Annotated in this window: 13 protein-coding genes; all 13 read left to right on the forward strand. The window is 41.7% G+C overall.

Annotated elements, in window-relative coordinates:
* Positions 1-42: 42 nt before the first annotated feature.
* On the forward strand, positions 43-318 hold the full coding sequence (locus BN2684_RS14415; RefSeq protein WP_058302870.1) for a hypothetical protein: 276 nt from the start codon (positions 43-45) through the stop codon (positions 316-318).
* 917 nt (positions 319-1,235) lie between these two features.
* Positions 1,236-2,072, forward strand: a complete 837-nt coding sequence (locus tag BN2684_RS14425) for a hypothetical protein (RefSeq protein ID WP_148449977.1) — start codon at positions 1,236-1,238, stop codon at positions 2,070-2,072.
* Positions 2,072-2,680: a hypothetical protein gene (locus tag BN2684_RS14430; RefSeq protein WP_058302873.1), complete on the forward strand. Its 609-nt coding sequence runs from the start codon at positions 2,072-2,074 to the stop codon at positions 2,678-2,680. The genes BN2684_RS14425 and BN2684_RS14430 overlap by 1 nt, the downstream gene beginning before the upstream one ends.
* 203 nt (positions 2,681-2,883) lie before the next feature.
* Positions 2,884-3,480 (forward strand): hypothetical protein, encoded by a 597-nt coding sequence (locus tag BN2684_RS14435; protein WP_058302874.1) that lies wholly within the window; start codon positions 2,884-2,886, stop codon positions 3,478-3,480.
* Positions 3,477-3,764, forward strand: a complete 288-nt coding sequence (locus BN2684_RS14440; protein WP_058302875.1) for a hypothetical protein — start codon at positions 3,477-3,479, stop codon at positions 3,762-3,764. Before BN2684_RS14435 ends, BN2684_RS14440 begins: the two co-directional genes overlap by 4 nt.
* A gap of 398 nt (positions 3,765-4,162) precedes the next feature.
* Entirely contained in the window at positions 4,163-4,687 is a 525-nt protein-coding gene (locus BN2684_RS25015; RefSeq protein WP_058302876.1) for a helix-turn-helix domain-containing protein, read from the forward strand.
* A gap of 882 nt (positions 4,688-5,569) precedes the next feature.
* On the forward strand, positions 5,570-6,097 hold the full coding sequence (locus BN2684_RS25020) for a helix-turn-helix domain-containing protein (protein WP_058302877.1): 528 nt from the start codon (positions 5,570-5,572) through the stop codon (positions 6,095-6,097).
* A gap of 1,740 nt (positions 6,098-7,837) precedes the next feature.
* The gene (locus BN2684_RS14460; protein WP_148449979.1) at positions 7,838-8,947 is read left to right on the forward strand and encodes an SAVED domain-containing protein; all 1,110 of its coding nucleotides are present in this window, start codon (positions 7,838-7,840) and stop codon (positions 8,945-8,947) included.
* A gap of 11 nt (positions 8,948-8,958) precedes the next feature.
* A complete protein-coding gene (locus BN2684_RS14465) occupies positions 8,959-10,320 on the forward strand; it encodes a nucleotide-binding domain-containing protein (RefSeq protein WP_234340317.1) in 1,362 nt (453 codons plus the stop codon).
* Positions 10,321-10,549: 229 nt separating this feature from the next.
* Entirely contained in the window at positions 10,550-11,917 is a 1,368-nt protein-coding gene (locus BN2684_RS14470; protein ID WP_148449981.1) for a hypothetical protein, read from the forward strand.
* A gap of 79 nt (positions 11,918-11,996) precedes the next feature.
* Positions 11,997-12,908 (forward strand): hypothetical protein, encoded by a 912-nt coding sequence (locus tag BN2684_RS14475; protein WP_058302882.1) that lies wholly within the window; start codon positions 11,997-11,999, stop codon positions 12,906-12,908.
* 682 nt (positions 12,909-13,590) lie between these two features.
* On the forward strand, positions 13,591-13,899 hold the full coding sequence (locus tag BN2684_RS14480) for a hypothetical protein (RefSeq protein WP_058302883.1): 309 nt from the start codon (positions 13,591-13,593) through the stop codon (positions 13,897-13,899).
* Between the two features lie 499 nt (positions 13,900-14,398).
* Positions 14,399-15,190, forward strand: a complete 792-nt coding sequence (locus tag BN2684_RS14485; protein ID WP_058302884.1) for a hypothetical protein — start codon at positions 14,399-14,401, stop codon at positions 15,188-15,190.
* The last annotated feature ends 142 nt before the right edge of the window (positions 15,191-15,332 follow it).

Raw genomic sequence — 15,332 nt, forward strand, 5'->3', positions numbered from 1 at the left:
TATCAAGCTTCTAGGGCAGAATCTCTCAGCAGGAGGCGGGTCATGAAAGAGAAGAAGATCAGAGAGTTCCGGATTAAGCTTCAAGGCAATGTGATGACAATCAGCACGGATCAGACGAAGAGGAACACGCTCGAGACCATCTTGAATCTGATCTTCAAGGAATTCTATAAGTTTGATCCTGAAGCATTCGAGAAGTATGCCAAGAAAGTAACGGCTCTCCTAAGCACCCGCTTGAATAAAAATGCTCCAAAAGAAGCTGATGAGGAACCGCTGGATGATTTCGAATTCTGGCGGAACCTCATGGAGCGTCGAGGGTAGAGCGGGTAAATCAACGATCGGATAAATGGAGGTATTCTCCACAAGTGGAGATAGGTTTGACTCATCATAGGAGAAATCTATGAAGGTCGTTAAATTTATAGGAGAATAAGAACATTTTGGTGAGCAAGGGGGTATGTACAACATACGTCCTTGGACAGCAGTAACAGGGGGGAGTCAGTAAGGACGGGTAAGGTCGGGCTGTTAAGAATTGTTAAAGTTCTGCGTGTGCGAACAATCCGCCAAAACCTGACTCTCAAAGATTGAAGCCGAGCTATGTAGGGTTACAATTCCTACACCGCTAAAAAGCGGAACAAATACCTACCGGTACAAAGGGGATGACCTATTGGATTGGAAGCGAGAAGCCCGCCGAGAACTGATGGCTTACAATGCATTGCGTGTAGATCGAGAGGAGCTTCAGCAGCGGCTCGACGAGTTGGACAAGAGTATTCGTCCAGGACAATCGCGCTTGGACGGAATGCCTCGAGCAGTTACCGGGCTCCATAGCGCTCCTGTAGAGGCGACAACAATCAGGCGGGAGGAAGTAGGGGGTAAGCTTACCCTTAAACTAGATGAGGTTAAGGAGCGCCTTGAACCCATAGAATGGGCGTTAGCCGCCTTGTCTGATACAGATAGGGAGATTCTTCGACGGTCTTTTCATTCGCTCGATTACAGCATGAGTGAAGCCGCTGCAGCCTTCGGTCTCCCGCTGGATCAGTTCAGGTATCAAATGGGAAAGGCTATGAGGTAGTTTTACCGGTTGCTGCAGCGGTACAAAACAGGACCCACAATCACTCGACCTTTGGAGGTATGTCCTGTAGACCAGGCAAGGGAGCACCTTCCAATAATGTGAGATCTAAAAAGCATTATTTAGATTCTTCTTGCTAAAAAAACAACCTGTAAATTGAAAGGAGTTATCCATGGGGAAATGGTTTTGTTACAGCCGCGGTATTGCTGCTTCGCCAGATACATCAAGCGGGCCAAGCAGCATTAACACAACAGCTTCAGCACCTGCGGTATCGTCCGGACCGAGTAGTACGAGCACGACGGCATCGGCTCCAGCGGTGTCTAGCTTGCCGAGCACCAGATATACGACAGAATCGAACCCAGAAGAAGTGATTTACACAGAAGACAGTCAAAGGACAGGTGGAGTCTTCGAATGGTTTGAAAACCCTGGGTCCGGAGCGTTCTATTCTGGCGAAACCATTCCGGCCGGCGGGCATAACCACGGCGGGTCGGCAGCGGCACATAATCACGGGATTGTCGGCGCTACAAATACTGCGCCCGCAATTACAGCAGAAGGTGACCATGTCCATCCATTCGTGATTACAAAGGATCATAGCCATAGCAATCACCATACTCACATTATCCCGCCACACGACCATGGCATGGATCACACTCACATTGTTCCTTCTCATGAGCATGGTATGGATCACACGCATGTGGTCCCAGCCCATACACATGGCATGGACCATACTCACCAAATCCCAGCCCATACACATGAACTTGAACTTGGGATATTCGAGGGCCCGACAGCAACAGCAGTTACAGTTGAGGTGGACGGAAATGTAATTCTAGGACTTGGCCCCAATGAAGATGATATTGATCTGATCCCGTATCTTGCTAAGGATAGTTCAGGTAAGGTTCAGCGGGGCAGATGGGTGAACATCAAGATTACACCAAATTCACTTAGTCGTGTGGTAGCGACAATAACTGAACAAATCTTTGTTCAGAGTCGTGGTGGAGGAGATTACTGATGACTTTAGCTGCCGTATTTGCCGCAAAGAACTTCGCTATCGCCGTTGCTGATCGTCGACGGACCTTACTCTCCTCGGGCGTGTATGTGGATGATGTGAAGAAAATACATCAGGTTAATGCTCGCGTGATGGTCTCGTGGGCAGGGATTTATCATTCCATTGGAAACGGGCAATATCGTGGTCTTGCTGAGCAGATTATCAATGAGAATCTGTTTCGGACAGGGGATGAATCATCAGTTGAAGAAGTAGCCGAGATGTACAGCCAGTCGCTCAAGAAGCGTCTTGCTGCAGGTGAAGATATGGATGATCTAGCTGTTACGTTTCACCTTTCTGGGAGAGATCAAAGTGGAAAATATGCCATAGCGAGGGTAAGTCATTTTGAAGGATTCCAGATGGTCGTTACACCTTCAAATGATCGAGGACTTATCTGGAGTCTGTCTAGGGCAGATTACGATCCTTCTCAATGGCTCCAGGCGGAGATCGCATCCTTATCAGAGGTCAGCGTCGAAACTATTCAAGCATTAGCGGTCAAGCTAATAGAAAGAACTGCCGAATTGGATGGCTATGTCAGCGGGACATACGACATGCTGATATTGGATTCTATATAACAGGGAAGGAGGTGAAGGAAGATATGGATAACCGTCCAAAGAGAAAATACCCATGTCGGGCGGTATGTGTAAACGGGCGGGGCACTTCTGCTGAAACGGAAAGAAATCGCGAACTACTCAAGGAAAAACTTAAGGCAAAAAGGATATCCGATGTGCAAGAGTCAGCAAAACAAATGCGGAAAATTTAAAGGAGGAACTTCCGGATGAACGCAATAAAAACTGAAGCTCTCATGAATAGACTTAATGATTTGTTAAAACTGTACTGGAGGTATAAAGAAGTTGCCGCCAGTCGGCTGATGGACATTAACAAGGAACTGACAGAAATCGACATCGAACTCGTTGATCTTGAAACCCTGTTAATCGAAGCTGAAGCTTTAGGTCAAGAGACAGCAAGAAAACAATTGCAAAAGCGTGAAACTGAGTTACTTACCAAGAAAAGTCTTTTTCGTCAGAAACAAGAAAGTGCCACTCAAGAAATCAGTTCGGTGATTGAAAAGAAGTTGCTTTCCCTTATACCGGATATTCCTGATGCAGAGAGTGAATCTCGATCATTTGAGAGAACTCGGGGTGAACATTTGAGTCAGATTGATGAGCAGATTGCCGAACTCAAGAGGCAAAGGCAATTGGTTGCGGCCGAACCCCATCCTTTCCGGAGATGCGTGTATATTTTGTCCGATCTGGAGAGCGCGGCGGGACTGGAAAAAGGGACGGTAAATCATAAGATCAATGAACTCAAGTCTCCTATCAAAAGAAAGAACCCGTTCTTCGGGATTCTACAGGGTGAAGGAGAGAGGAAATGAGACTAAGCCGGATCAATACGGACACGATTGGATATAAGGAATTTTACTTTGATTTTAACGGTGATGTTCAACTCGTCGAAGCTTTGAATCCTGTGGCAAAAGGGCAAATTGTATTGACCGCAGAAGAAGCAGAAGCATTCACGGGCATTCCGTTAAACGAATGGAAAAGGTTGATCGCTGAAAACAAGATCAAGACTTGCATCCAGGGGGGGTTTATTTCCTATCCCGACGTGATGACAGTCAAGTATTGGTGGGACGAGTATCAAAAAGAAGAGTGCAGCTAAATAAGAGCAGACCTTAGGCCGGGTATACCTACTCGGCCTCTTTCTTATCCCCCCCCGGGGGCAAAAATCTCAAAGGCCGCTTGGGGACCGGGCAGGGGAGCTTCGAATTTACGCGAGGGTTGCGCGTACATGACCCCCCTCCCCCAGGAATTGAGGTGATATAGGTGAAAATGGGCGAAGTCGAAAAAACAAACAAAAATTGGAAATTAAGAGTGAGAAATATGGCTAAAGCTTACTCTCAAAGAAATGGCGGAGGGAAACTCTACTTATTGACATTTATTTAGGGATTCGTGATCATCAAAGTATCCTAACATTTGAGCAGTGACGGATGGCGGAAGCCGGGAATTTGCTTCATCTGAAACGGTAGATGTGAAGCACTTGTAAGGGGGCTAGGGACCGTGAGAACAAATGAGCGCTCGATTACTGTCAGATATCATGAACACGGAATTCTTACGAAGGTTCAGAGTAACAGGACGCGCCAGACAAGGGAAGGATGGCATTTTAAAAGCGCCGATCGAAATGAAACCTATTATGACACCGAATTGATAGAGGTCTTAAACTTCCTATCTGAAGATGGCTATGAACTGGTTTGCCTCGCCGCAGGACGTGACTGCTCATATTTGTTAAGAAGCATTGAATCTAAGCGAAGAATGGTAGCAGCGGGTGAACATAAATCTGATCCAGGGCCATCGATTGCTTCTGATGACAACCAAGTTGCTGTAAAGGGGAGGGGAGCGGGACTGAAAGAGGGGCTACGACCCACCCTTACTGTTGCAGAAGCTTGTGAATACCTCAATATCGGACAAACCAAAATGCATTTACTCATTAAGTCTGGAGAAATCCGGTCATACAAGAATGGGGGGCTGCGTCGAATAAAGAGAGAGGACTTGCTCGAATTTGAACGATCTCTAACCGAGCCTTGAGTAATCGGCGGGGGCGCAATGCAAGCGAGGCTCAGTAGGTGCTTGTAATGACGTAAGTTCAACTTACACCATCATAGATGCTATCCAACTGGCAGTAAGAAGCCGCCTTCATCAACGTTCAAAGCCATGTGATGTGATTTCAAATCACCCCATCCCTACGGAGGATAAATCATAGCAAGGGTAGCTATAATAGGGAACGGTTTCATACCGCCCCCTTGCTTGGTAAAAGAATATTTAGATCTCGCTTCCCAACAAGTTGGGAAAGAACCATACATTCCGCTTGGCTGGTAGGGGGAGATTCTGCCACGAATGCATCGATCTGCACGAAATCGTGCATATGACACTTGAGCACTGGCGGCTGTATTCAAGAGTAACTATCAAAGGAGGTGACTTCAAATCACCTCCTTGCTCAGTCAACAGCCAGCGTTCGAGAGCTAAATTGCTGGACAGTTAATCGCAGGGATCCGGAATGACAATGTGATTGGGCGATGTGGTTTCAATCACACCGTCTATTGGATCAGACCTGATAACTCGTGTCACTCGCGAGTCGGCAAAATCGCCGAGTCCCGCCGGTCTGAATCATTCAATCTTGGATTCGTTAATTGCCTTCGGTTAACCGGCGCAAAATTGCGCTGATTGAAAAAGGGGTAAGCTGAACTTACTCCTCTTCAGGCATCTTACAGATGACGCATGTTCAACATACGCCGCCGTCGAGATGGGATCATTTCAAACGAGATCGTCTAAGCTGTTGGGTATAGTACTGAATCCAAATCTGGATTGAGTTCAGGCTAGAACATAAGAAGATCGGTAATAATCACCGCAAGCTAAATTGCGCTCAGTCAAAAGCCAAGCAAAGTCCATTGAATGGAGTGCGTGATTAGATTGGATAATGAACTCCGAAAAGCAGTACGCGAGGAATTTAAAGCAGCCATTGCAGAGATGGCCAGCATTAAACGAGCAACGGTAAGCGCTGAGGAGGCGGCTGAGTATGTTGGTGTTAGCGTGGATACGTTGTACGAGCTTTGCCGTAAGAAGCAGTTTCCCCATGCGCAGTTGTTGGGGAGGTTTGTATTCCGATTGGCCTCAATCGACGCCTGGTTGACAGAGCAGGAAAAACAAAATACATCCGCTTCGGTGATCGACACACCTATGCATGGGGCAATGGAGGAGCCACTAAACCAATATATACTGCATAGCGAAAAGAAAGGTAAGACATTCGAACACGAACTTCCCGAGATACTCTCCGTTAAGAATGTTGCCGAGCTAATGGGATGGCATCCGAATACTGTATACCAGAAGTGCCAAAGCGGAGAGATTCTAAGCATTAAAGTAGGAAATAGCAGGCGCATTCGGAAGTCATCATATTTGCAATGGCTAGGCAAGCTCGAAGAAGAAAGCGGGAATAGCTAATGCTATCAATACTCGAAGCGGCGGGATTGTGCGAGCGTCAGGAGGCACGTATCTCCGGCATGGCACAGGAAAGTAAGCGTTTTCTCGGGTTAATAATTTGGGTGTAGAAACTCACTACCCGGATGTTTAAGTATTCCTCGTTTGGAGTAGGTACGGGCATGTGCGTCTTGGTCAACATCGTGTGGCGTACGTGCTAGACGTGGCGCATTCTGAGAACGCAATTTGGCGTTTTCAAAACTCGATCACCCAGAGCCGTCGCACCATTTTCCATCTCCTCGAGGCGGGTGTTGTAGACTGCGGTTAATGTGTTCCTCATGCGTCGATATATTGCCCAGGACCATAACGCATTCACCCCCCTAGTTCAGCAGGAATAGCTTGTACGATCGCTTAGCTGCCAATCATAGCTGTCTACGGGGAAGAACTGGTCAGAACGCAGATTTGCGTTTTGATCGATAATGGGCGTTACCCATCTAGCGATGTACCAGAAGGGTAGCAGAATTTAATTTTTCGTAACGGTAAAGACTGAGCTGCCTAGCTATTGATCGATAAGGGGATTTGACGGATGTACATGAAGTTGGGAGTCATTGAGCGATTACTGCATTAATATGATACTTTGTATTTTCAACAATGGGTAAATATAGTATAATTTCATAGGCTAGGAAACAGGGAATGTGGGCTTAGAGGCAGCCACCATTTAAAGATCGCGTTAAAGCGCACCCTCGTTAGCACGGCTACCGCCGTCAATAATGACAAGGGGTGTGTTTATGGAGAGGAGTTTGAAAGTACTTAGTTATGGGGTTTTTATTCTGTGTGTACTTCTGCTATTCTGGCATAGCGGTATTATCAATATCACTATAACAGCAGAAACCGCATGGAAGGCACTGGATTGGATTGTGGATACTATTTCCGCAGCTGTAATAGGCGCCTTCACGAGCAAATATTATGGTAAAGGGCCTCCTTTATAGGGGGTCCTCGATTCAGGTCAATCTTTCAAAATCAATTGAAGGGGCATCCACATAACAAGTACTTAGACTCTTAATAAACACCTCCAGCGGGAAAGAGGAGGGCTCGGGAGAACAACGTGCCAGCTTGTTCTTCTTGTAGTCCTCCTTTGTCGTTCCTGATGATGTGAATCTGATGTGAATCTTGATGTGAAATGCCCTCATGCATCCCCAAGTCAGCACACGCCAACCCGAAAAACCTAGACTCTACAGCACTTTCCCACACTATAACAGAAGCCGCCAAAAGGCAGTAATTGCCCACATACGGTGCATGTGGAGTCGGTGGCGGTGTTGGTGAGGGATGGTTTGTAGATTTGCATTAAAGTCTGCACTCCGCACATAAAGTCTGCCACTGATGACATAATGTTTATCACTGAGCCGGCGAAATTCAGGCATTCCCCTGATTTTCGCTCGGCTTTTTTGTCGCTCTTTTTCCCAAGGAGCCCTCACCCTAGTGCCACAAAGATTATCATGTAGGACAAAGGTAGACTTATAGAAATTATAAAGCCTAAGGAGAGCGTTGGATTAATATAACGTTCTTCTTGATTACATAATCAGAAATATGGTGAAAACATGCCTTTTTGGAAGTTTTCTGACTTAATATATCATCATACCCAACTGATAGTGTCGAAGATGATTTGTCTACATAATCCGACTCCTTATGTAAGTTTATGGTATAATAGGGAAGTACATATTTTTGGTGTCCTTAGACCTATGCCAGAAAAAAAGGGGTGGGGAATTGAAAAATCGCTTCAAACAAGTCATCCAATATACCAAGAAACTTTTAAAAGGAAGGCATGAGAAGTGGATCACACGTTCATTAATTGGGGCCGGTATTCTTATTATCGTCTCGGCTTTTTCTCAAAACGTATGGATGAGTTTTTTTATTGAAATTTATAATGATCAGTTCAACAGAAACATGCCTAACCCAGAAGATTCTATTAAGTATTGGTACATAATTCTTTCTGTGATCGTAGGTGGACCACTAATTGGGTTGGGTCTGAAATTTCATTTCAGTACCAAGCAACATAAAAAATTAAAACCAATGATACTCATTCAGCATTCATCCATTCAAACGGTGAGTTATGCGAATATCGACAAGGATTTTTCTGATTTTAATTTGGAAAGTTATCCGATCAATCAATTAGATGAGCTGAAAACTATCGATAGTGGGAATATTCATCATGCTTTGAGAGAGCAAGAAAAAGCAGTAGAACGAGTCAGCTCACGAATAGATGGTAGCTCCGATATAGATGTGGCTTACTTGGGACTCGCTCATATTCCGATGACCGTGTTATTGGGATATAGGTTGTCTGACAAGTTGAATGTTTCCTTTTTTGAATGGAATCAAAATGATTTAATATGGGAGGCTATTGAGTCTAAGTCAAGTGTGCAGTATCCACCATTATTTTTAGATGAAAATGATACGACACAGGATATTCAAACGACAAAAGAAATTGTAATTAAAGTAGGAATAACTTATCCCATTTCTGATGAAGATATTCAAGAACTTCAGTTGCATAACCTAAACGCCTACTATCTACATTTAAACCCACCTCATAGAAACGCAATTCTAAGTTCAGAACAGCTTAAAGCATATAAAAAAAAATTTCGAGATCTCCTGGATCGAGTCAATCAGCAATATCCCCATTTGCAAACAATTCATCTGTTTTATGCGGGTCAACCCTCGTTGGCGTATAACCTTGGAAGTGCAATTAACTCCAGAATGGACGTTGAGATCTGGATATACAATCATGTGCGGAGCGAGAACCCGAAATATAAATGGGGAGTTAAATTACCGCAAAGAAACCGAGCTACTGAATTAACAATAAATGAGGCGAGGGATTAATATTGTATAATATGCATAGTAAATTCAAAGCGTTCTATCAAAGGAATGTTGTGCTTTCAAATAAAGAGAAGCAATCACTTTTCAACAAAAAGAATATTAACGTTCAGCGGTTGAAGGATGGTTTGAAAGAATATAACGAGGAAAAAGGAACAGACTATAAATTAGCAGAAACCCCCATTGTACAGGGAAGTGTCGCTATGTCTACGGTTGTACAAAATGAGGACAACGACTATGACATTGATGTAGCTATTGTATTTGATAAAAGCAATCTTCCTGACGGAACGACGGCAACGAAAAACATCATTGTGAATGCACTTAAAAAGAAATGTAGTCAATTTAATGTAGAACCCGAAGCAAAAACAAATTGTGTTCGGATTGTTTATGCAGAAAACTATCACATCGATTTTGCGATTTATCGTCGATATGTAGATGAAGATGGGAACTATAAATATGAGCATTGCGGGAGTGAATGGAGAGAGAGGGATCCACGTAAAATTACAAAGTGGTTCCTTGATCAGAACAAAGGGAGAGAATACAAACTAAGAGAAGTTGTTCGATTAATAAAGATGTTTTCAAAATCCAGGAGTGCTTGGGCTAACATGCCTGGAGGACTTATTCAGAGCGTACTGGTTGATGAGAAATTTCAATCTTGTGATCGAGCTGATGAGAGATTCTATCATACGATGGTAGCCATTCGAGATAGACTGGCTGACCATAAGGAAGTATATAATCCTGCGGATCCTACAAAAAGTCTTAAACTTGTAAGTAGTGACAGTGTAAAGATGGAGAATCTCTATAATAGGCTTAAAGATAAGTTGGGAAAGCTGGATATTTTGTTTGATTCAGATTGTACTTACAATCAAGCAATTGAAGCCTGGGAAGAATTTTTCAATCATTCCTATTGGACTGATCTAAAACAAGTAGAACGAGCACTGATGACTAAATCCTATTCGCAATTGTCCGAATCGGAAGTATATTACGATTACAGGGAGACGGAAGAGTATATTGACACTCTATTTCCTGTGAATTTGAGATATGTAGTTAACCTTGATTGTAAAGTTAAAAAGGATGAGAGAGTGGTTGGTTGGCTCAGTGAAATGAGGAAACAACACAAACTTCTCCTTCCTGGTTACAATCTGTATTTTGAGGCGAGCACGGATGCTCCACGACCGTTTCAGGTATATTGGAAAGTGAAAAATCGTGGACCGATGGCACTAGAACAAGATTGTATCCGAGGACAAATTGAACGAACAGACAAGCTAACTCAGGTTGAACCCACTTCATTTAGAGGTGATCATTATGTGGAGTGTTACATTATAAAAGGCGCAGAGTGTGTAGCGAAAGCAAGGATAGATGTTCCAATTAGAGTTTAGAGAAAAAATAATATTTACTTAAAAACTCCACTTCATGACAGGGTAAATATATTTACATGGCATCATTTTTTTGAACTTTATCCCAAAGCACGACATGAACCGAGTTAGTCTCATACGAGCAAATATTTAAGCAAGAAGCTAAGAGCAGTGAAGGGGTAATACGGTTATGCTTCAATATATTCTGAAAACGTGTCTTTTCAGAATAAATAAAATCAGAGGGGATAAAAAGTTGAAATTACAAATTGAAAAATGGGTTGAGAGAGTAAGACCATTTGATGATAACGCTGAAGAGTTATTTCAAGAATCTGTTATATGTTATAAGGTGGGGGCTTATAAGTCGGCGTTCCTCATGTCATATTTGTCTTTTAAAACTACTATAAAGAATCGAATCATTAGTTGCCAATATAGACCAGACTCGTATCAAGGCAAAGAAGAGGAATGGCAAAATAACGTTTTAGCATTATTAAGCAATGATGATAAGTGGGAGAATCACCTTAATAAGATCATTGATGGGGACCCTGATCCACAATCCACCTCTACCACCAGAGCTGTTATATTTTTCAGTAATCGTGAAGAAGCTAAAAATGAATATACCTATTGGAAGAATGTTAGAAATAAATGTGCCCATGCAAAAAAAGGAACTATTGAAAGCTCAACAGTAGAATGTTTTTGGAATTATATCCAGGACAATTTGAGCAAGTTCTACGTACTTGGGGGAAGAGAACATCTTGTAGAGAGATTATTGGAATACTACAAGTATCGAGATATTGAGGAGTATCAAACAAAACTACGACTTATTAATGATATTAATATTGTTTTCACAAATAGTGCCCAAGACTTTTTTTCGACATTTTTGGAGAGGTTTTATGGAATTAATCGATATTTAATAACTTCTGGTAACGTTGCATTCTGGAGGGATATTGTTGATTCTCAATACAATGATATACAAGAGGGTTTTGTGAGAAGCATTATGCTAGAATCGAATTACTTCATAAGCTTCTATGAGCACTTCCCTAAGGTTTTAAATATAGCAGTTTCATTAGAAAGGAAATTTATTAAAGATAGTCTTTCGAGATGGATGGGGGCATGGCGTGAGTTTACAGGTAGCAATACTAACTTCTGGAATATCCTTTGTGTGTTATTGAAGAACTACCCATCTGATATTGATTTGAATGTAATAGCAAGGTTGGATCTGAGTATTATAGAAAATGTTGAACTAAATGATGAGATGCTTAGAATCTTAAAGAAGAACGGAGTCTTTAATAAGTTCATTCTCAGTAGTGGATCATATTTTTTTGACGTAGATTTTGAAAGTATACGAAGAAATAATGGAAGAAGAGAAAGAGAAGTTATACCATGGTTTGAATACGTAGAATGGGACAAAGAATTAATATTGGATATGAATAGAGCTTTTAGGAATCTAAACAGAAACATCGAATCAATGAGAAAATCTTTGTATGGTTCTTGGGAATATGACAGAAAGAAAATCTATTGCCAACTAATTGATAAATATAGGGAGCGAATCGATTCCGTTGTAATAGAAGAGCTTGATTTAGAAGACGAATTTAAAGCTTTAGTTACGGGGAGTGAATCGTAAGTCAGTAATGTGAGAGCGGCTCAATTGGAGTAGTTCACTTTCGGACTTTAGTGTTATGAACTAAAGGAGATATGGCGATATGCATATTTTGGGGATTGATTGTGGTTTATCCTATACAACTAATTCATCTGGCTTATGCCAGATCATAGATCAACAAACGAAAGTATTCCGTACCTTTTCAGATAAACTCAGTAAATTAGAAGTGCTGAACTTAGATGAAAAAGTTGATCTTATTTGTGTCGACGCTCCTCTATTGCCGAATACCTATCAAAATAAGAAAGTTGATGGAAATGTTATACGGGTAGTAGAAAAGCTCTTTACTTCAGGGAGTGTATTTCCTTCACGGTGCAAACCTGGTCATACGAATTCCACGAAACTTTATGATGGATGCTCAGAAATGAAAGGTAATATGGGTTACGGATTACGTCGAGCGGGTGGGGAGGCAGTCGTTCAATTTATTGAATATCTGGGGAATAATAATGCTTTAAATATAAACACCTTGTTCCCCAAGGTCGAACATAGTACTAACTTTATAGAGACTTGCCCCAATGTCATACTTGGGATTCTTCTTAATGACGATGATTATCGTATAATGCCTCAAAAGGTAAAAAAAAGTAGGGATACTTTCGATCGCCTATATGATTTCTGTCAGAAAAATGTATTTCAAAAACTCCAAAAATCCAGTACATTCCCACAACATCTAATATGGGAGAGTTTGAGTACAGAACGGGATCATGAAAAAAGGGCCGCACTCATATGTTCCTTGATTGGCATTCTCGTTTATAACGGACTTTATGTAGCAATCGGAGATGATGATACAGGCTATTTCTTTCTTCCACCAGTAGATAGTTGGGGGGATTGGGTAAAACAGGAATTGCAAGATAACTTGAAAAAGTATTGGATGAAAAAGGGGAATAACAACTCCATTATTATTTGGAGCAATGGAGTAAAATATACTCTACAACAGGGCGATCATAGTCTACCTATTTGACCCAATCCCCATAAACTTAACCCTACAATGTAGACTTGCATTAAAGTCTGCACTCCGCACTTAAAGTCTGCCACTGATGACATAAAGTTTGCCAATGAGTCGGCGAATTTCAGGGATTCCCCCTGATTTTCGCTCGGCTTTTTTGTTGCTCTTTTTCCCAGGCATCCCTCACCCTAACGCCCCAAACCCCTTGATCTATCAGGTTTTTTCTCGATCTTTTACTCAATTAGTCTTCTCCTAAGTTCAGCACTTCCCCAACGATTTTCCTTAAGTCCATTGTTGCAATCATATGAACTAAATTTGAGAGAGTAATGGGTTGCACTCAAGCCTCCATCGGGTTGAGCTTGGCAAGCTAGCGTCGTTTGAGGATAACCGAGAAGGATTTGAGTTGTTTATGAACGACCACGCTTTTCAAGATATCCTTGTAGGCATGGGGGCACCCATTACTTGCTGAATCTTACTCATTACTTGGTTTAAGCACCCTTTTTGTCATAAAATAAAGGGTGAGGGCATTCCTAAAAGGAAGTTGTTCTATGAGAGTTGAGAGAATATGTAAGTAAGGACATTAGAAATGTGATTGAAGAGACGAGGCAACGAACTCCAGGGATCATGAAATCTAAGGCGCTTATTTTTAGTATATAAATTTTCTAAAATGTTAATGTACATTGGGAAATTAACATTTATGCAATTTTTATTCCCAGCTTCTGTTAAAGGTGAATTAGTTAAGTTAATTGAACTTGGTCGTGCCCAAGTAATAAGTAGACAAAATGTTGCAGATGAGGGTAATAGTCACCATTTGGTGTACGATGAAATCGTGTCTCTACTCGAGTCAGTAATTGATGAACTATGCCGGGTAAAAAGAATCGGGGAGAAATTGTATCCATCGCATATGCACGAGCTATGGAAATTCAAAAATGATTACGAAGTAAATTTTGAAGGTGAAAAATATTCCCGAGAGCTCGAAAATGAATTGAACTGGGAAATGGAATAAACATCATTAGACGATGCTTTAGAACAGTGGGAGAACAATCGTGGGCACAGTCTATCTACGTATGATGAGAGTGATTATTATGATAGAGATTTTTAGAAAGAGCAGACATCGATTTTGACTAAATCACCGTTAAAAAGTGAAACGAATGATCTCAAGTGATAGTAGAATCATCTCCCTTACCCCTTGTATGGGAGGACTCCGGTTTGATTAGGGGACCAAGGGAAAAGACAAGGTTACTTTGGGGATTATCTTTTAACCGTGTAATGCCATAAACGTGAGCAGCAAATGGACTGATGATACCAAAATCACTCAGGAAGTTAGCCTGGATTTCTACCTAACGCTCAATATTGATTGAGGTACGATTTTTTTGAAGTGGAATTATCATGCAAAGCTAATAATGGGTAAATTCTAAAATTGATTTATACAATAATCAACAAAAAAAGGGGATCTTGTCATAGTGTCGAATTAGTCCGAAGAACGATCGAAGTGAGGGAATCGCATGTGGACGGAATTGGCACAGTTCGTTAAGGCAAATTCAACCGAAACGCTCTTAATCACGATTATTGGTACCGTATTTGTATGGATGTACAAGCTCTTCAATGGGATGATTGAACGAGAAAGGCAAGAACTTCAAGCCAGTCTCCAAATACGGCAAAAACTGCTGTTTAAGATCGAGCTAAGCATTGCTTCTGTTCTTCACGTAAACGACGAACCAAGTAAACAGCTATTGTTCGCTCTTTTTGGTGAATTCAGCCCATACCTGAATAAGATGCATCGGCAGATAATTCGAGACTATTACAAAACCCAAAATCCGATGATTCTAACATCGTTGCAAACATTAATTATCACGGACTTGGAGAAACTCCATAAGCAATCAGAAAAAGAGGCAGAGGAGAAAGAAGACAGTGCATGGCTCGTTTATCTTCAACGTCTGACTGCTCCATTTTGGCCTATTCTTTTATTGCTATTTATGATTTTAATCACTATGTTTTGTATTAACCTCTTCCAAAAGTGTTTATCCATCTGGGACTATATAGTAATCGTATTTTTCATTTTCTCAAGTCTATTATCTGTATTATGCTTTTGCGTATTAATTCAAACGTTTTACAGGCGGGAAGTGGGTAAGCAGGGAGCGAAAAGATGGGGTGCGATGATTTTCTTTATTCTTTCCCCAACTATCCCATTTGTTTTCAAACAATTAGAATTATTTTCCGTTATCTTAGTTCTTCAACTAGTTGCAATGTGGTTTTTAAAAGTGGGCAAGCGACCGCCCCGAGTCATACAACCGTAGTTAAGTGATCGATTCAGAGCCTAGTAGCTATCCACCTCATGGATAGCTTTTTTGGTTATCCCCACCGGTTGCTCATTATTAAAGGATAATGGAATAATCTGTCGAAGGACTTAACAACAGATCGCATCATTTGTATAATCAT

Origin of the sequence: Gorillibacterium timonense (assembly GCF_001457415.1) — a bacterium.
Taxonomy (GTDB): Bacteria; Bacillota; Bacilli; order Paenibacillales; family NBRC-103111; genus Gorillibacterium; species Gorillibacterium timonense.

Excerpts from the sequence above, each read along its gene's own strand:
- BN2684_RS14485 (WP_058302884.1), top strand. The coding sequence starts at position 14,399 with ATGTGGACGGAATTGGCACAGTTCGTTAAGGCAAATTCAACCGAAACG.
- BN2684_RS14475 (WP_058302882.1), top strand. The coding sequence starts at position 11,997 with ATGCATATTTTGGGGATTGATTGTGGTTTATCCTATACAACTAATTCA.
- BN2684_RS14435 (WP_058302874.1), top strand. The coding sequence starts at position 2,884 with ATGAACGCAATAAAAACTGAAGCTCTCATGAATAGACTTAATGATTTG.
- BN2684_RS14430 (WP_058302873.1), top strand. The coding sequence starts at position 2,072 with ATGACTTTAGCTGCCGTATTTGCCGCAAAGAACTTCGCTATCGCCGTT.
- BN2684_RS14415 (WP_058302870.1), top strand. The coding sequence starts at position 43 with ATGAAAGAGAAGAAGATCAGAGAGTTCCGGATTAAGCTTCAAGGCAAT.
- BN2684_RS14425 (WP_148449977.1), top strand. The coding sequence starts at position 1,236 with ATGGGGAAATGGTTTTGTTACAGCCGCGGTATTGCTGCTTCGCCAGAT.
- BN2684_RS14465 (WP_234340317.1), top strand. The coding sequence starts at position 8,959 with ATGCATAGTAAATTCAAAGCGTTCTATCAAAGGAATGTTGTGCTTTCA.
- BN2684_RS14480 (WP_058302883.1), top strand. The coding sequence starts at position 13,591 with ATGCAATTTTTATTCCCAGCTTCTGTTAAAGGTGAATTAGTTAAGTTA.
- BN2684_RS14440 (WP_058302875.1), top strand. The coding sequence starts at position 3,477 with ATGAGACTAAGCCGGATCAATACGGACACGATTGGATATAAGGAATTT.